General features: G+C 63.8%; 13 protein-coding genes and 1 tRNA gene. 1 reads left to right on the forward strand and 13 read right to left on the reverse strand.

What is annotated here, in order from left to right; translation table 11 throughout:
- Positions 1-8: 8 nt before the first annotated feature.
- The 7 genes from deoA to BBA01S_RS26530 all read right to left on the reverse strand — a co-directional run bounded on the left by deoA (position 9) and on the right by BBA01S_RS26530 (position 8,898).
- Positions 9-1,328, reverse strand: a complete 1,320-nt coding sequence (gene deoA / locus BBA01S_RS26500) for a thymidine phosphorylase (RefSeq protein WP_027819084.1) — start codon at positions 1,326-1,328, stop codon at positions 9-11.
- A gap of 37 nt (positions 1,329-1,365) precedes the next feature.
- A complete protein-coding gene (gene deoC / locus BBA01S_RS26505; protein WP_027819085.1) occupies positions 1,366-2,151 on the reverse strand; it encodes a deoxyribose-phosphate aldolase in 786 nt (261 codons plus the stop codon).
- Between the two features lie 10 nt (positions 2,152-2,161).
- The gene (locus tag BBA01S_RS26510; protein ID WP_027819086.1) at positions 2,162-3,436 is read right to left on the reverse strand and encodes a NupC/NupG family nucleoside CNT transporter; all 1,275 of its coding nucleotides are present in this window, start codon (positions 3,434-3,436) and stop codon (positions 2,162-2,164) included.
- 65 nt (positions 3,437-3,501) lie between these two features.
- Positions 3,502-4,473: a nucleoside-specific channel-forming protein Tsx gene (locus BBA01S_RS26515; RefSeq protein WP_052391905.1), complete on the reverse strand. Its 972-nt coding sequence runs from the start codon at positions 4,471-4,473 to the stop codon at positions 3,502-3,504.
- Positions 4,474-4,677: 204 nt separating this feature from the next.
- Positions 4,678-6,102: an aldehyde dehydrogenase family protein gene (locus BBA01S_RS26520; protein ID WP_027819088.1), complete on the reverse strand. Its 1,425-nt coding sequence runs from the start codon at positions 6,100-6,102 to the stop codon at positions 4,678-4,680.
- A gap of 13 nt (positions 6,103-6,115) precedes the next feature.
- Complete coding sequence (locus BBA01S_RS26525) at positions 6,116-7,504, reverse strand: aspartate aminotransferase family protein (protein ID WP_027819089.1); 1,389 nt, start codon at positions 7,502-7,504, stop codon at positions 6,116-6,118.
- A gap of 59 nt (positions 7,505-7,563) precedes the next feature.
- Positions 7,564-8,898 (reverse strand): APC family permease, encoded by a 1,335-nt coding sequence (locus tag BBA01S_RS26530; RefSeq protein ID WP_027819090.1) that lies wholly within the window; start codon positions 8,896-8,898, stop codon positions 7,564-7,566.
- A 215-nt stretch (positions 8,899-9,113) separates the two neighbouring features.
- On the opposite strand from BBA01S_RS26530, the gene BBA01S_RS26535 reads away from it, so the two are divergent.
- A complete protein-coding gene (locus tag BBA01S_RS26535; protein WP_027819091.1) occupies positions 9,114-10,205 on the forward strand; it encodes an AraC family transcriptional regulator in 1,092 nt (363 codons plus the stop codon).
- A gap of 84 nt (positions 10,206-10,289) precedes the next feature.
- Here BBA01S_RS26535 and BBA01S_RS26540 read toward each other — a convergent pair.
- The 6 genes from BBA01S_RS26540 to BBA01S_RS26565 form a co-directional block, all read right to left on the reverse strand.
- Positions 10,290-10,377, reverse strand: a tRNA-Ile gene (locus BBA01S_RS26540).
- Between the two features lie 130 nt (positions 10,378-10,507).
- Positions 10,508-12,922, reverse strand: coding sequence for an RNA polymerase sigma factor RpoD (gene rpoD, locus BBA01S_RS26545; RefSeq protein WP_084162562.1), 2,415 nt, complete (start codon positions 12,920-12,922; stop codon positions 10,508-10,510).
- A gap of 173 nt (positions 12,923-13,095) precedes the next feature.
- On the reverse strand, positions 13,096-14,988 hold the full coding sequence (dnaG, locus tag BBA01S_RS26550; RefSeq protein WP_027819093.1) for a DNA primase: 1,893 nt from the start codon (positions 14,986-14,988) through the stop codon (positions 13,096-13,098).
- A 108-nt stretch (positions 14,989-15,096) separates the two neighbouring features.
- Positions 15,097-15,543: a GatB/YqeY domain-containing protein gene (locus BBA01S_RS26555; RefSeq protein ID WP_027819094.1), complete on the reverse strand. Its 447-nt coding sequence runs from the start codon at positions 15,541-15,543 to the stop codon at positions 15,097-15,099.
- A 261-nt stretch (positions 15,544-15,804) separates the two neighbouring features.
- Positions 15,805-16,017, reverse strand: coding sequence for a 30S ribosomal protein S21 (gene rpsU / locus BBA01S_RS26560; protein WP_027819095.1), 213 nt, complete (start codon positions 16,015-16,017; stop codon positions 15,805-15,807).
- Between the two features lie 161 nt (positions 16,018-16,178).
- Positions 16,179-17,186, reverse strand: coding sequence for a universal stress protein (locus BBA01S_RS26565; RefSeq protein ID WP_084162563.1), 1,008 nt, complete (start codon positions 17,184-17,186; stop codon positions 16,179-16,181).
- Positions 17,187-17,296 lie beyond the last annotated feature (110 nt).

The raw sequence follows: 17,296 nt of genomic DNA on the forward strand, positions 1-17,296 counted from the left end.
TCCCGCGCTCAATCGAGCAGTGCGTGAATCACGGGCGGAAGTGCATCCACCGAATCGGCGATCACATAGGCGCGCTGCACTTCGCTTACGGCACGCTTTGCGGCATCCTCGTTCTGCGCATGCACGACGGCGAGCGGCTGGCCCGCCTCCACACGTTCGCCCAGTTCGACCAGTCCGGACAGGCCCACCGAATAATCGAGCGTATCGGTCGTCTTCATGCGCCCGCCGCCCAGCCCCACCACGGCGATGCCGAGCGAGCGCGCATCGACGCGCGCAATCGCCCCGCCGCGCGGCGCGGGCACCGGCACGATCACGTTGGCGCGCGCGAGGTACGTATGCGGGCGCTCCAGCAGGTCGGCCGGGCCGCCCAGCGCCTTGACCATGCGTGCAAAACGCTCCGCCGCCGCGCCCGATTCGAGCACCGCGAGCAGGCGCGCGTGCGCGTCGGCTTCGTCCTTCGCGAGCTTGCCGATAATCAGCATCTGCGCAGCCAGCGCCATCGTCACGTCATGCAGGCGCTGGGGGCGCGCCTTGCCGGTCAGATAGTCGATCGCGCAGGCCACTTCCAGCGCGTTGCCCGCGCAGGGCGCAAGCGACTGGCTCATGTCGGTGAGCGTGGCCGTCGTCTTCATGCCCGCGCCGTTGCCGACATCGACGATGCTGCGCGCCAGTTCGACCGACTTTTCGTAAGTCGGCATGAACGCGCCCGAGCCCACCTTCACGTCCATCGCCAGGCCGGCGAGGCCCGCCGACAACTTCTTCGAGAGAATCGACGCCGTGATCATCGACACCGATTCGACCGTGGCCGTGACGTCGCGCACCGCGTAAATGCGCTTGTCGGCGGGCGCGAGGCGCGCGGTCTGGCCGATGATCGCCACGCCCACGTCCTTCACCACGCGGCGGAACAGGTCGGTGTCGGGCGCGACGTTGTAGCCCGGAATGGATTCGAACTTGTCGAGCGTGCCGCCCGTGTGGCCGAGGCCGCGCCCCGAGATCATCGGCACATAGCCGCCGCACGCGGCGACCATCGGCCCGAGCAGCAGCGAAGTCAGGTCGCCGACACCGCCCGTCGAGTGCTTGTCCACGACCGGGCCGTTCAGGTCGAGCGCGCGCCAGTCGAGCACGTCGCCGGAATCGCGCTGCGCAAGCGTGAGCGCCACACGCGCGTCAATCGGCAATTCGTTGAAGTAGACCGCCATCGCAAAGGCCGCGATCTGGCCTTCGGTCACGTGGCCGCTCGTCACGCCTTCGACGAATTGCGCGATTTCCTGCTTGTCGAGCGGTTGGCGGTCGCGCACCTTGCGCACGAATTCCTGGGGCAGAAACATTGTTTGTTCTCCAAATAATGTGCGTTCTAATGTGCGGTCAATAGACGGCCGGACGCTTCGCATCCTTGCCGTGACCCAGCGTGGCGAGCAGGCTGCCGAGCAGGCCCGACGCGCCAAAACGGAACTTGGCGGGCACCGTGTAGCCGACGCCCAGTTCGCGCTCGGCCAGCGCGAGATATGCGGCCGCCTCCTGCGCCGTGCGCACGCCGCCCGCCGCCTTGAAGCCGACCGTGCGCCCGGCCTCGCGGATCGCCGCGAGCATCGCCGCCGCCGCGTCGAGCGTGGCGTTGACCGGCACCTTGCCCGTCGAGGTCTTGATGAAGTCCGCGCCCGCGTCGATGGCGATTTCGCTCGCGCGACGGATCAGCGCCGTGTCGCGCAGTTCGCCCGTTTCCAGGATCACCTTGAGGCACTTGTCGGCCGCCGCCACGCGGCATTGCGCGACCAGTTCGCGGCCCACCTGCGCATCGCCCGCAAGCAGCGCGCGATAAGGAAACACCACGTCGACTTCGTCGGCGCCCAGTGCGACGGCGGCGGCGGTTTCGCGCGCCGCCGCTTCAGGGTCGGCTGCGCCTGCCGGGAAATTCGTGACGGTCGCGATCGGCAGCGCAAGACCTTGCGCCGTCAACGCCGCGCGCGCCGTGCCCACGAAGCGCGGGTACACGCACAACGCGGCGGGCGTGCCGACGGGCGTATTCGCCGACGCGGCCAGCGCTTCGATCGACGCGTCGGTGTCGTCGTCGTTGAGCGACGTGAGATCGATGAGATGCAACGCCTGCAATGCGCGCTCGGCGAGCTGGTTGCGTGTCAGTGCCTGTTCCATGAAAAACCCATCAGGAAAGAGAGAAAAACAGTCCGGCGATCGTTGCGCTCATGAGATTCGAGAGCGTCGCGGCAGCGAGCGCGCGCAGGCCGAAGCGCGCGACGTCGCCGCGCAGTTCCGGCGCAACGGCGGTGAAGCCGCCGGTCAGGATCGCAATCGACGAAAAATTGGCGAAACCGCACAGCGCGAACGAGACGATCGCGATGGTCTTGGGCGTGAGCAGCGGCAGCCCCGCCGCCACGACGTGCGCGCTGTCCTGCAAGTACGGCGACAGCCCGCTATACGCGACAAACTCGTTGAGAATCAGCTTCTGGCCGATGAAGTTGCCGGCCACCACCGAATCCTGCCACGGTACGCCGATCATCCACGCGAGCGGTGCAAAGAGCGCGCCCAGCAAGGATTGCAGCGTGACGTGCGCGAACCCGAGCCAGCCCGCCACGACGCCCACGCCTGCATTGAGCAGCGCGATCAGGCCGATGAAGGCCACCAGCATCGTGCCCACGTTCACCGCGATCTTCATGCCCACGCTCGCGCCCGAGGCGCCGGCCTCGATCACGCTGGTGGCGCGCTTCTCGTCGAATTCGAGCGCGCCGATATCGATATGCGTGGTCTCGACCGACGGGCACATCATCTTGCCGAACAGCAGGCCGCCGGGAATCGCCATGAACGAGGCGGCCAGCAGATATTCCATCTTCACGCCGAGCCCTGCGTAACCCGCCAGCACCGACCCGGCCACCGACGCCATGCCGCTCGACATCACCGCGAAAATCTCGGGCCCGGTCAGACGGCGCACGAATGGCTTCACGAACGCGGGCATTTCGCTCTGGCCGAGGAAAATGGTCGCGACCGCCGAACAGCCCTCGGCGCGGCTCACGCCCAGCAGCTTCGAAAGCACCGTGCCGATGATCGCGATGATCCACTTCATCACGCCGAGGTAATACAGCACGGCGATCAGCGATGTCACGAAAATGATCATCGGCAGCACACGCAGGCCAAAGGCGAAGCCGTCCGCGCCGAACAGCGCGAACATCTTGTCGCCGACGAGGCCGCCGAACAGGAAGGTCAGCCCGTGCTGCCCCATTTCGAGCACGCCGTTCACGGCGTTGGCGGTGAGCGCCAGCACGTGGCGGCCCATCGGCACGAACAGCACGAGTGCGCCGATCACGATTTGCGTCGCCAGCGCCGCGAACACCGTACGCGGGCGCACCGCGCTGCGGTTCATCGACAGACAGTAGCCAAACACCAGCAGCACCAGAATGCCGCATAGACTGCGCAGGATATCCATATCGAATCCTTGAGGAATGGAGGCGTTGTTTTAGAACCTGCTTCAGAACCCGCTTTAAAACCGCTTTAAAACCGGTACCCGACGCTGGCGTAATAGCCCCAGCCGGTCGAGCGGTTCTGGAAGGTTCCACTGCCAAAATTCAGCGTGCTGCCATTCCACTGTCCGCCGTTGTGGAAATAGCGCGCCGCGGTCCAGAAGCGCCAGTGTTTGAACTCGTAGATCAACACGTTGGTCGAGACAAAAGCGGTGTCGCTGCGCGTGTTGCCGCCGGTTTCTTCGGCCAGGCGCGAGCCGAAGTCGTAGTTGAAAAAGCTCACGAACGTGAGGTTGCCGCCGCTGTAGACGCCGATCGGATAGACCAGTTTCATCTGCGCGCGGTAGCCGTCCCAGCTGTTCGCATTGGCCGCGCCGTAGTTTTCCCACTGGCGGCGCACGTAGAGGTTCGCCGACAGATAGACCGGCAGCGGCGTGGCGATATCGGTGCCGAGGCCCATATAGAGCGTGTTCTGGCGGCCCGAGACGTTGTGCCCCTGGTCGTAGATCCAGTCGAACGCGGCGTACCACTCCTTGAACGGCCCGAATCCCAGGTGCTTGCCCAGCAGATCGTCGATGGAAACGCGCGGCTCCTGCTCCGAGAAGAGCGGCGAGCCTTTGTTGGTGATGCCCGTGTCGTAGCCATTGCCCACGCCGAAGGCGCGCGGCATGTCGACGTAGCCGTAGAGATCGAACGGCCCTTTGCGGCCGAAGTATTCGTATTCCAGGTACACGTCGTTGGTGCGATACGGGCCGAAGCGAATGTTCTTCGAGCCAATCACGCCGAGGCTCTGGTGCAGCCAGTCCGACAGGTAGCGCGGCGCGGGCTGCGCGGCGCTCACGGCTGACGTGGCCGACGTGTTCAGTTCAGGCGGCGTGCCGCCGGTTTCGGCCAGCGTGTCGGCGCGCGTTTGCGCCGCCGTCAGTGCGAGTGCGGCTACGGCGACACGGCATAGGGTTGCTGCCTCCGGAGCGGTTCGCCACGGTCTCCTCCTTAGATCCACGGTCTGCTTCCTTTATCTGTCTTGAATATCTCATCGCGTGAGATCATCGGAACACATTTTGTTATGTTTATAACATTATCAAAAATACGTGTCTCAAGAGAGTCGGGGAAAACCCAGAGGGATTTGAGGTGGATGGGTGACGCAGACAAAAAAGCCCGGATTGCCCGGGCCTTTGAACAGCAGCGGCGAAACCGAACGAACCGGTTATGCGTAACCCGTCGTGCCCTTGATCTCCAGGTATTCGACGAGGCCGAACTCCGCGTACTCGCGCCCGTTGCCCGAGCGCTTGAAGCCGCCAAACGGCGCGGCCGGATTCCAGGCCGGATAGTTGATATGCACGTTGCCGACCCGCAGGCGCGCCGCGACACGACGCGCATGCTCCAGGTCGGTGGACTGCACGTAGCCCGCCAGGCCATAGACCGAATCGTTGGCGAGCGCGATCGCTTCTTCTTCGCTGCGGTAGGTCAGGATCGACAGCACCGGCCCGAAGATTTCCTCGCGTGCGATCGTCATGTGCGGCTGCACATCGGAAAACACCGTGGGCCGCACGTAGAACCCTTCGCGCAATCCTTCCGGCCGACCCAGTCCGCCTGCCACGAGCGTCGCGCCCTCCTCGATGCCCTGTCCGATCAGGTGCTGGATGCGATCGAACTGCACGCGGCTGACGACCGGCCCGATGCCCGTCTCCGTCGAACGCGGATCGCCCACGACCGTGCGCTGCGCTTCGGCGCGGGCGGCCTGCACGGCCATCGCCAGGTGATCCACGTGCACGAGCATGCGCGTGGGCGCATTGCAGGACTGCCCGCTATTGCTGAAGCAACTGCGCGCGCCAAGCGTCACGGCGCGCGCGATATCGGCGTCGGGCAGGATCAGGTTCGGGCTCTTGCTGCCCAGTTCCTGATGCACGCGCTTGACGGTATCGGCGGCGGCTTTGGCGACTTCGATGCCCGCGCGCGTCGATCCCGTGAACGACACCATGTCGACATCGGGATGCCGCGACAGCGCGTCGCCCACCACGTGCCCATAGCCATGCACGAGATTGAACACGCCCGGTGGCACGCCCGCTTCGTCGAGAATCTCCGCGAACAGGATGCCGCTGAACGGCGCGACTTCGCTGGGCTTGAGCACCATCGTGCAGCCCGCCGCGAGCGCGGGCGCGACCTTGCAGACGATCTGGTTGATCGGCCAGTTCCACGGTGTAATCAGCGCACACACGCCTATCGGCTCGTGCGAAACCAGCATCGAATCGGTCTGTTTGCTGAACGGGAACGTCTTGAGCGCGCGAATCGTCTGTTCCAGATGCGCGGTGCCCACAGCGGCCTGCATCGCGCGCGCGAACGCGATGGGCGCGCCCATCTCCTGGCTGATGGTTTGCGCGACTTCTTCATAGCGGCGCTGATAGATCGCCAGGATGCGTTCCAGCAGCGCCACGCGCTGCTCGACGCTCCAGCGCGAAAACGTGTCGAACGCCTGTTTTGCTGCGCGCACTGCACGATCGACGTCGACTTCCGTACCGATCTTCAGTTGTGCATAGGGATGCTCATTGGACGGATCGATGACGTCGATTGCCTGCGCACGCTCCGGGTCGAGCCATTCGCCCGCGATAAAGCTTTGCCGTGTCATTCGCATTGCGCAATCTCCCTCAGATCGCACGCGCATAGGCGGCGGCGAGGATGTCGCGAATCTGCGCGACGAACCATGTGATTTCGTCGCGCGTCATCACGAGCGGCGGCGAGAACTGCAAGATGGGCGTGCCTTCGTGATCGACACCCGCGCGGCACAACAGGCCCGCCTCGAACAGCGCGGGAGCCAGCACGGTCGAGACGAACGTCTGTGCGCTCATCGCCGCTGTCCAGCGACGCGCCTCTCTGTCCGATACGAGTTCGAGCGAGTAGTGATAGCCGTCGCCGCGCACGTCGCCGACGCACGGCAATTCGAGCAACGCATCGAGCGAGGTGCGGAAATAACGCTGGTTTTCGCGCACGTTGTCGATCACGCCCTCGCGTTCGATGATCGCCAGGTTCGCGAGCGCAGCCGTGCACGCGACCGGATGGCCGCCATAGGTCGCACCGTGCAGGAACATCTGCTGCGGGCCCTTGAGCACGGTATCGACGACTGCATCGCTCGCGATCACGCCGCCAAGCGGCACGTAGCCCGATGCAATGCCCTTCGCGAACGTGAGGACATCCGGCTTCAGCCCGTAGCGCTTCGAGCCGAAATATTCGCCGAGACGGCCAAAGCCGCAGATCACTTCATCGGCGACAAGCAGCACGCCATGACGGTCGCAGATCTCGCGCAGGCCTTCTGCGTAACCTGCGGGCGGCGTGAGGCTGCCGCCAGCGTTCTGGAGCGGCTCGATGACGATGGCGGCGACCGTATCCGGGCCTTCCTGAACGATCAGCGATTCGATCTCGTCCAGCAGGAAGCGCGTGAACTGCGCCTCGGTTTCGCCGACCGGGCGGCCATAGCGCTTCGTGTTGTTGACATGGCGCACGCCTGCCATCAGCGGCTCGAAATGCTTGCGGAAGTTCGTCATGCCGTTGAGCGCGAGCGCGCCGAACGAGGTGCCGTGATAGGCCACGCGGCGCGCGATGAACTTGCGCCGCTGCGGCTCGCCGCGTGCCTGGTGGTACTGGCGCACGAGCTTGATCGCCGATTCGTTCGACTCCGAGCCGCTCGACGTGAAGAACACGCGGTTCAACCCTTCCGGTGCGAGCGCCGCGAGCTTATGCGCGAGCCGGATCGAGCTTTCATGTCCATTGCCCCAGTTGGTTGCGAACGGCAGGCGCACCATCTGCTCGCGCACGGCGTCGCCAATCTCGGCGCCGTGGCTGTAGCCCACCTGCACGCAGTACAGGCCCGCCAGCGCGTCAAAATAGCGCTTGCCGTTCTGGTCGATCAGCCAGCAACCCTCACCGCGGTCGAAGACCGTCAGGTCTTTGTCGCCGTATGCGTCAGCGTGCGTGAAGTGCATCAGCAGGTGCCGCTTGCCGAGTTCCTGCAAATCCATTTGGTTGCGCTTATCGCTCATCGCCTCTCTCCTTGTTCATGAGTTCTACAAAATGTTTGCTCGAATAATCGCCGCTAGCCTCAACTGATCGTGAGCGTCGGCGCCGGGCGCGTGAAGCCGCGCGTCAACCACACGAGCTGGCAAAGCCCGACCACGAGCCAGCCCACGCCCACATAAAACGTCTGCCGCGACAGCCCCGACCAGAGCCATACATTCATGGCGAAGCCGATTGCCGGCATTGCGCCGAATTTGATCCAGCCTGAAAAATGACGGTTTTCACGCCGCGTGAGATAGCTGCGCATCACGCACAGGTTCACGCCCGCGAAGGCGACCAGCGCGCCAAAACTGATCATCGTGGACGCCAGATCGAGCGTGATGAACAGCGCGGAAAACGACAGCGCGCCGACCACGAGCGTCGCACGCACCGGCGTGCCCAGGCGCGCATGCAAATGTCCGAACACGCGCTCGGGCAGCACCTGATCGCGTCCCATGGCGAACAGCACGCGCGTCACGCTCGCCTGCCCCGCCATCGCGCTCGCAAAACAGCCTGCGACGTAGACGGCCACGAAGAACGCGGACAGCGTGTTGCCGCCCACACGCTGCATGAGTTCGAGACTCGCGGAATCGAGATCCTTGAACGTATGCCAATCCGGATAGACGACTTGCCCGACAAAGGCGACGAGGAAGAACAGCACGCCGCTTGCCAGCGTGCAGAGCAGGATCGCGCGCGGCACCGTGCGGCGCGGATCGCGTGTTTCCTCGGAGAGCGTGGAGACGGCGTCGAAGCCCAGAAACGAGAGGCACAGAATGGCCGAGCCTGCGAAGATCGCGCTCGCGCTGCCCGCATGGGGCAGCGCGAACGACACCGGCATATCGTGTGCAACCGCCAGCCGCGAAGCGGCGACCAGGAACACCGCGATGAACACCATCTGGCTCGCAATCAGCACCAGGTTCACGCGGCTCACAAGTTTGATGCCGAAGACGTTCAATCCGGTGACGATGGCGATGCTCGCCACGACCCAGACGGCCGCCGGCACCGCCGGGAAAATCTGCTTCATGTACACGCCGATCACCAGGTAACTGATCATCGGAATGAAAAGGTAATCGAGCAACAGCGACCAGCCGACCATAAAGCCCGCCGATGTGCCGAAATTGCGCGTCGCGAACGTGTAGGCGGAGCCCGCGCTCGGCATCAGGCGCGCCATGTGCCCGTAGCTGCATGCCGTGAACAGCATCGCGACCAGCGTGACTGCATAAGCGGCGGCGAGGTGCCCGTTGGTCTGGCTGCTGACGAGGCCATAGGTGGTAAACACCGTCATCGGCAGCATGTAGGCGACGCCGAAGACTACCAGCGTGAACAGGCCTAGCCGACGCGTTCGCGTATTGCTTGCTGCATGACTGACTTCTTCTTGCACGGTTCGTCTCCTGTCGTGGCTCAGGAGAGAGTGTGGTACGACAAAAAGTCGGCAACGAATGAGAAAAGAGGACGTTATACGGGGATATTTTCGGACACACTCGCCATGTCGGGCCCGGAAAATCCCGCTCGCGCCATTCATCGCAGCGCTCGTGCACTGGCGCAAGGCGCGCATTCCCGATATGTTTGCGTCATGCCATATGCAGGTGCATGTTCATGAAAGACGAATCCCGCCATAGCCAAAGCACCGCCGAACGACGCTTGCGATCGTCGCTCGGCCTGGAGGATCCAATCGGACGCCAAGAAGATATTCCGGCGACTGTCCATGCAATTGCAGCCGCGCTCGATGAATGTCGCGTGCGCCATATCGACGATGCCGCGCTGCTCGAAGGCACCGGACTCGAAGCACGCGAAGTCGCTTCGCCCACGATTCATGTGAACCGCAACCAGGAACAACGTTGCTTCCGCAACCTTCTTCATCACAGCGGCAGTCCGTCGATTGGGCTGGCCATCGGTGGCCGGCTGCATGTGTCGACGCTGGGTCTCGCGGGTTACGCCATGCTGATCAGTGGGTCGGTGATGCAGGCGTTCAGTTGCATGAGCCAGTTCCCCTTGTTCATGGGGCTGTACTTCGACGTGCGTGCGCGTGCGACTTCGGCGGGAATGACAGTGTCGATCGGCCGCTATAACGGCGAGCCCGATATCGAGACCTATCAGGCCGATATGTGCCTGTCGAGCCTGCGCCTGATCGTCTCCGATCTGGTCGGGCGGCCCGTGTGGCCTTCAGAGGTTCAACTGGCGCGCCGCACGCCGCGCTACGCGGCCGAATACGCGCAACACTACGGCTGCCGCGTGCGTTTCAATGCGGGCGAGGACGCGCTCGTGTTCACGGCGGTGAGCGGCATGGAAACGCCCCGCCTTGCCAACGAGGTGAGTTTCAACGCGCTGCATCGTCAGTGCGAAGTGCTAGAGCGCGAATGGGCCGCGTCGATTGGCACGCGGTTCGCCGACCGCGCGAAGGAGTTGATGAGACGCGACCTGGCGCGCTTCAAGTCGATGACGGCGCTGGCCAGCGCGCTGCATATGACTGAGCGCACGTTACGCAGGCGGCTGGAAAAAGATGGGCTGTCGTTTCAGGCGCTGCTGGACGAGGTGCGCCATCACGCGGCGATTCAACTACTCGACGACGATGCGCTGACGGTCGCGGCCATCGCCGAGCGGCTGGGCTATAGCGAGCCGCGCAGCTTTCGCCATGCGTTCCGGCGCTGGACTGGGCGTGCGCCGCGCGCAAGCGAGGGAGATATCTAGAACAATGCTTCGTGATCCGAAGCAATTGACGCAACAAGAAAGCCGGACAGGACAACATCCAGTGACTTGGGAGAAACGAGAAACTGGTGGGCCGGGTCGGGTTCGAACCGACGACGGGATTTCTCCGGCGGATTATGAGTCCGCTGCCTGCAACCAACACGGCGTCCGGCCCACGAAGCTAAAACGAGGAAGCGCCAACAAAAAAGCCCGGTCTGAAGCAGAGCCGGGCTTTCCGACGGCAGGCCGACATACTACACGAAACTGGGCCGGCCTGGCCATCCATCACACGCATTTGCTTGCGATTAATTGCCTTCCAGGAAGGACTTGAGCTTGTCCGAACGGCTGGGGTGACGCAGCTTGCGCAGCGCCTTGGCCTCGATCTGGCGAATCCGCTCGCGCGTCACGTCGAACTGCTTGCCCACTTCTTCCAGCGTGTGATCGGTGCTCATCTCGATACCGAAGCGCATACGCAGCACCTTGGCCTCGCGCGGCGTGAGCGAATCGAGCACGTCCTTCACGACATCGCGCATCGAGGCGTGCAGCGCGGCGTCGGCCGGCGCCACCGTGTTGTTGTCCTCGATGAAGTCGCCCAGATGCGAGTCGTCGTCGTCGCCGATCGGCGTTTCCATGGAGATCGGCTCCTTCGCGATCTTCATGATCTTGCGGATCTTGTCCTCCGGCATTTCCATTTTCTCGGCCAGCGTTGCCGGATCCGGCTCAAGACCGGTTTCCTGCAAAATCTGCCGCGAAATGCGGTTCATCTTGTTGATCGTCTCGATCATGTGAACCGGAATGCGGATCGTGCGCGCCTGGTCGGCGATCGAGCGCGTGATGGCCTGACGGATCCACCACGTCGCGTAGGTCGAGAACTTGTAGCCGCGACGATATTCGAACTTGTCCACCGCCTTCATCAGGCCGATATTGCCTTCCTGGATCAGGTCGAGGAACTGCAAGCCGCGATTCGTGTACTTCTTCGCAATCGAAATCACGAGACGCAGGTTGGCCTCGGTCATCTCGCGCTTGGCCTGACGCGCCTTCAGCTCGCCAGCCGCCATCTGGCGGTTGGTTTCCTTGAGATCCTTGAGCGGCAGCACCACACGCGCCTGCAAATCGAGCAGACGCTGCTGCTGTTCGCGGATCGCCGGCACATTGCGCGAGAGGATCGCGCTGTACGAATGGCTTTCCGCGACGACCTTGTCGGCCCAGTCCAGATCGGTTTCGTTGCCGGGGAAGCGCGTGATGAACTCCGAGCGCGGCATGCCGCACTTGTCCACGACCGTATGCAGGATCTGGCGCTCGACCTGGCGCACTTCGTCGACCTGCGCGCGCAGCGTGTCGCACAGACGCTCGACCGTGCGCGCCGTGAAGCGAATCGACATCAGCTCGGTCTGGATCGTTTCCTGCGCCTTCAGGTAGGCCTTCGACTTGTAGCCTTCCTTTTCGAACGCGCGGCGCATCTTGTCGAACCATTCGCTGATGAGCGCGAATTTTTCGAGCGCAGAGCGCTTGAGGGCTTCGAGCTGCGCCGCATTGGCCGTCGCCTGCGCCGTGCCGTCGTCCTCCTCTTCTTCGCCCTCTTCCTCTTCTTCCTCTTCGGTGTTTTCGTCCTCGTTCTCGATCTCTTCCGCTTCCTTGGCGTTGAAGCCGTCGGTGTCTTCTGCGTTCGGATCGATCAGGCCATCGACGAGCTCGTCCACGCGAATCTCGTCGTTAGCGACGCGTTCGGCCATGGCGAGAATATCGGCGATGGTGGTCGGGCAGGCCGAAATGGCCATGACCATGTGCATGAGGCCGTCTTCGATGCGCTTGGCGATTTCGATTTCGCCCTCGCGCGTGAGCAGCTCGACCGTGCCCATTTCGCGCATGTACATACGCACCGGGTCGGTCGTGCGGCCGAATTCGGAATCGACGGTGGACAGCGCGACTTCGGCTTCTTCCTCGACTTCGTCGTCGGAAGAGGCGTTGGGGGCGTTGTCGTTGAGCAGCAGCGTTTCAGCATCGGGCGCCTGTTCGTAGACGGCGACGCCCATGTCGTTGAACGTGCTGATGATGCCTTCGATCGCCTCGGTTTCGGTGAAGTTATCCGGAAGGTGATCGTTGATTTCGGCGTAGGTGAGGTAGCCGCGCTCCTTGCCAAGCTTGATGAGCGCGCGCAGCTTGTTGCGGCGCTCTTCGAGTTCTTCGACGGTCCCGGGCTGCGAGGAGGCGAATGCGTCTTTCAGCAGCGCCTTCTCTTTCGCTCGCCGGTCGCGCGCACGGGTGGTTTTCTCACCCTTGGCGGCAGCAGCGGGCGTGCTTTCTTCGCTCTGGTTCGCGTCGTCATCGACGGACACTTCATTCAGCTTTTTCGTCATGGAGTTCGCCGTACCGGCTGTAGTCTCGACTCGCGGCTGTTGGACAACAGCCTCTTGAACCGTGGATACTGGAGCCTCGCGCTCTGCCGCATCGTCCGCAACGGCAGGCACTTGCCTTGCACTACTCGGACCACCGGACCGCTTCGTTGCCGGATGCGTGACAGCCTTCGCCGCACGCGTGGGCGCCGCTCGCGCGGCCGAAACAGTCCGGGTTTTCTTCGGGACTGCGGGAACTTCATGACTGGCGGTCGCCGTCTTGCGACGGGGACGGGTGGAAGAAGCGGGTGTGGCGTCTGTGACCGTGTCGGTCTGCTCCGTCGAGCTATCGCCTGCCGCCTTCTTTCCGCCTGTAGTCTTTGCCATTGCCATTCCGCCCCATGCTGGAAACTGGACACCTTGCGGCATCACCCGGCGAAACGACCTCCGAGTGATACTTGAGCTGCCCGCCCGGAAAAAACAAAAACAACAAAAACAAACCGCTGAAAACCTTCGATTTTAGCACGCTCGGTAATAATTGCCCGAGCGCGATCCTCCCCCTACAGCCCGAGCTGACGCTTCATGTCAGCCCGCGCCTGATTCAATTTAACGTATTCGGCCAGTTCCTCGGGCGTATGCCGCGACTGCCGCGAAAGCACCTCCAGGCGTTCGCTACAGGCGTCGAAACGCATTTTCAGGATTGCCGCCGTCAATTCCTCGCTCACGAGCCGTTCCTGCTCGCGGCGCTCCTCCAGCACGGCGCCATCTTCTGGATTTTTCATCAGCAAATCCCGAACGTTTTCATCATAGTCCAGAATTTCCCGAAAAATCTCCTCGAAGGTGGGGGCGTTGGCCCCATTTCTCAACAGATCCGACAGCAGCTGGAATTCGGCTGCATCGCCCAGCGCACGGGCGTGTGTGGTCACTTCCTCGAACAGTTCGCCATGCCGCGTGAGCGTGATGAGCGCCTGTTCGGCTTCCTCGTCGAGTTGCGCCACGATGCGCGGATGCATCACAAGGTTGCGCAACGCCTTGCGCTCGATCCCGGTCACCAGGTGCCGGTCCTTGCGGGCGGGCGCCTGGCGCGCAGCCTGGGCAATGCGGGAGTCGACCTCGCACAGCCCCGCCACTTCCTCGAACGGCACGTCCAGACGATCCGCGATCATGTGCATGATCTGCGCGCGCAGGGCGTTGGCCGGCAACGCCTGCAGCAGCGGCTTGGCGTCGAACAGCGCCCGGGCGCGGCCTTCGGGCTGATCCAGCTCCTTGCCCGCCATCACTTCGTTGAGCATGAACTGCGAGAGCGGCATGGCGCGCTCGACCTGTTCCTTGAAGGCTTCCGTGCCGAATTCGCGCACGTAGCTGTCCGGGTCGTGCTCGGCCGGCAGGAACAGGAACCGGATCGTGCGGTTGTCCGCCGCGTGCGGCAGGCAGGCGTCCAGCGCGCGCCGCGCGGCGCGGCGGCCCGCCGAGTCGCCGTCGAAGCTGAAGATCACCGTATCGGTCTGACGCATCAGCTTCTGGACGTGGATCGGCGTGCAGGCCGTGCCCAGCGTCGCCACGGCGTTCTGGAAGCCGAGCTGCGCGAGCGCCACCACGTCCATGTACCCCTCCACCACCAGCACGTAATGCTGTTCGCGGATCGCCAGACGCGCCTCGAACAGCCCGTACAGTTCGCTACCCTTGTTAAATAGCGGCGTTTCGGGGGAATTCAAATACTTGGGCTCGCCGCCGTCCAGCACGCGGCCGCCGAAGCCGATCACCTGACCCTTGACGTTGCGGATCGGGAACATCACGCGGTCGCGGAAGCGGTCGTAACGGCGCGCCTGGCCCTGTGCGTCCTGCTTTTCGCTGACGATCACGAGTCCCGATTCGACGAGCGAATCGTCGCGATAGTCCTCGAATGCGGATTCGAGGTTCTGCCACCCGTCGGGCGAATAGCCGAGGCCGAAACGGGCCGCGATTTCGCCGGTCAGGCCGCGTTTTTTGAGGTACTGGATTGCATTGGGCGCGCTGCGCAACTGCTTGCGGTAATAGTCGCAGGCGGTCTGCATGACGTCGGACAACGCGTTGGAAACGGCCTTCGAGACGCCTGGCGCGTAACCGCCGCCTCCCTCGCCTTGCCCGCCACGCCCGCCAAAGCCACCGCGCACGGGCGACGGCTCTTGCGGCACGGTCAGGCCGACCGACTGCGCGAGGTCGTTGACGGCTTCGGGGAACGACAGGCCTGCGTGCTCCATGAGAAAGCCGATGGCCGTACCATGCGCGCCGCAGCCAAAGCAGTGATAGAACTGCTTCGTTGGACTAACGGTAAAGGAAGGGCTTTTCTCGTTGTGGAACGGGCACAGGCCCATGAAGTTCGCGCCGCCCTTCTTGAGCTGCACGAAGCGTCCCACCACGTCGACGATATCGACGCGGTTAAGCAGATCCTGCAGGAACGAATGCGGAATCATCGGGCTCGGTCGCTCAGTTCTTTCTGGTGGGCCAGGCGCGCTCGCACGCGCCCGCCGCAAGCTCCTCGCGCCGCCGTTGATGGCAGCACAGGGAGCCCGCGATGGCCCTTACTTCGTGAGCGCGGCCTTGACGAGGCCGGAGACGGCCGTCATGTCGGCGCGGCCAGCCAGCTTCGGCTTGAGCACGCCCATGACCTTGCCCATGTCCTGCGGGCCAGCGGCGCCCACCTCGGCCACCGCTGCCTGGACTTCGGCGGCGATTTCCGCGTCCGAAAGCTGCTCGGGCATGTAGGTCGCCAGCACGGCCAGTTCGGCCTGTTCCTTTTCGACGAGGTCGGCGCGGGCAGCCGCTTCGAACTGGCTGATCGAATCCTTGCGCTGCTTGATCATCTTGTCGATGACCGCCGTGATGCCAGCGTCGTCGAGCGTCACGCGCTCGTCGACTTCACGTTGCTTGATGGCGGCGAGCAGCAGACGAATCGTGGCGAGGCGCTCGCTTTCGCGGGCGCGCATCGCGGCCTTCATGTCGTCGTTGATCCGGTCTTTGAGGCTCATCACTCACCTGAAATGCGTTGGGGTTTGCACAATCCCGGACTTGCCGGGCAGCGCGGCCGCCAGCCAGAACTTCGAACCCGATTTACACCGAAGCATCGCAGGAATGCAAAAACCCGCCTGGAAGCGTTTCCAGGCGGGTCGGTGCGGGTTCGACTGGTTGCGACCACACCAGAGAGACAGCGCGGCGCACAGACTGCCGGCTGTTTTGCGCTGCCGAGGGATTTCCGCGAATAAAGCTGGAAAACCACGGCGGCGCCGAAATCAGTACATCTTCTTTGGCAGCGTCTGGCTGCGAATACGCTTGAAGTGGCGCTTGACCGCCGCTGCCTTCTTGCGTTTGCGTTCAGCCGTGGGCTTTTCGTAAAACTCACGCGCACGAAGTTCGGTCAGCAGGCCGTTCTTTTCGATCGTGCGCTTGAAGCGGCGCATGGCCACTTCAAAGGGTTCGTTTTCTTTTACGCGGATGGTCGTCATTTTCCAATAACGGATCTGGGGTAAAGGGAGCCAGTATAGCAAATCCATGCTTGCGCATAGTGAGGCCGCAGGAAGGAAAACCCCAATCCTGGCCGCCCCGCTCGCGGCCTTATCCGAAGCGGGGTTTGGTGTGATGCGGAGGTTGCGCGCAGCGCCTGATGTCAGGCTTCCGAAGGGCCGACCAGCAGCAACGGCACATGCGTGATTTCCACCGCGCGCTGCGCCACGCTGCCGAGCAGCCAGCGGGCCACGCCCCGGCGTCCATGCGTGCCGAGCACCACGAGATCGGCTCTCCAGGCCTGAGCGTCGCGCAACACCGCGTGCGCGACGTCGTCGCGAATCAGGGCGGTCGCAACGAGCGCCGCTTCCGTGACGCAGCCGCCGGGTGCGAGCCGTTCGACGGCGGCGGCCAGCGCCTTGCGGCCCTGAGCGGCAAGCGCCTCCTCCAGCGCGGAACCCGGCACCGGATCGGCTGCCACGCCGCTGCGATCGACCACGTAGACCGCGCGCAACGCCGTTGGCGGCGCGATCAGGCGCATGGCCGCATCGATGGCCTGGGTCGAAGGCGCGCTACCGTCCGTCGCCAGCGCCACGCGCGCGAGGCCCGGCACATCGTCGGCTTCATATTCGCCGCCTTCATATTCGTCGGGAACGACGAGCAACGGACACGGCGCGCTGACCGCCAGCGCGCCCGACACCGAGCCGTCCACCCAGCGCTTCACACGCCCGCGATGACGCGCACCGACGACCAGCAGATCGGCGCTCCAGTCGCGCGCGGCGGCGCTCACTGCCTGTACGACCGCGCCGCTTTCGCCGCCCCGACCGACCACCAGCCCTTCGACCGTCGCGCAGCGGCCCTTGAACGCCGCCATCGCCTGTTCCAGCGTGAGTTCCGCCTCGGCGTGCAGGCCTTTGCGCGCGGCGGCGATGGTGTCGGTGATCCATGCGTCACCGGCGGTGAAGGCGCCGCCCGCCGCCCAGGCACCCGGCTGTCCCGCCGCACAGACGATTCGCACCTCGGCGTCGGGCGGCGTCACGCGCGCGGCGAAGCGCAATGCCTGACGCGAGGCGTTCGAATCGTCGACAGCGATCATGATGCGCCGCATCGGTGTGGTGCGCGGGCTTCTCCCGTCGTTCTGGTTCACGTTCTGGTTCACGTTCTGGTTCACGTTGTGGTTCTCGCCTGAATGGAAGAACTCGAAAGCGTGAACCCCGGCTGCCCAGCCAGCTATGACGGGCGTCAAGCGAGACGGAAGGATTGCGCAGCGTGCGTCAGAAG

It is taken from the genome of Paraburkholderia bannensis NBRC 103871 (genome assembly GCF_000685015.1).
Classification (GTDB): Bacteria; Pseudomonadota; Gammaproteobacteria; order Burkholderiales; family Burkholderiaceae; genus Paraburkholderia; species Paraburkholderia bannensis.

Excerpts from the sequence above, each read along its gene's own strand:
- rpoD (WP_084162562.1), bottom strand. The coding sequence starts at position 12,922 with ATGGCAAAGACTACAGGCGGAAAGAAGGCGGCAGGCGATAGCTCGACG.
- BBA01S_RS26510 (WP_027819086.1), bottom strand. The coding sequence starts at position 3,436 with ATGGATATCCTGCGCAGTCTATGCGGCATTCTGGTGCTGCTGGTGTTT.
- BBA01S_RS26520 (WP_027819088.1), bottom strand. The coding sequence starts at position 6,102 with ATGCGAATGACACGGCAAAGCTTTATCGCGGGCGAATGGCTCGACCCG.
- BBA01S_RS26555 (WP_027819094.1), bottom strand. The coding sequence starts at position 15,543 with ATGAGCCTCAAAGACCGGATCAACGACGACATGAAGGCCGCGATGCGC.
- BBA01S_RS26525 (WP_027819089.1), bottom strand. The coding sequence starts at position 7,504 with ATGAGCGATAAGCGCAACCAAATGGATTTGCAGGAACTCGGCAAGCGG.
- rpsU (WP_027819095.1), bottom strand. The coding sequence starts at position 16,017 with ATGACGACCATCCGCGTAAAAGAAAACGAACCCTTTGAAGTGGCCATG.
- deoC (WP_027819085.1), bottom strand. The coding sequence starts at position 2,151 with ATGGAACAGGCACTGACACGCAACCAGCTCGCCGAGCGCGCATTGCAG.
- deoA (WP_027819084.1), bottom strand. The coding sequence starts at position 1,328 with ATGTTTCTGCCCCAGGAATTCGTGCGCAAGGTGCGCGACCGCCAACCG.
- BBA01S_RS26535 (WP_027819091.1), top strand. The coding sequence starts at position 9,114 with ATGAAAGACGAATCCCGCCATAGCCAAAGCACCGCCGAACGACGCTTG.
- dnaG (WP_027819093.1), bottom strand. The coding sequence starts at position 14,988 with ATGATTCCGCATTCGTTCCTGCAGGATCTGCTTAACCGCGTCGATATC.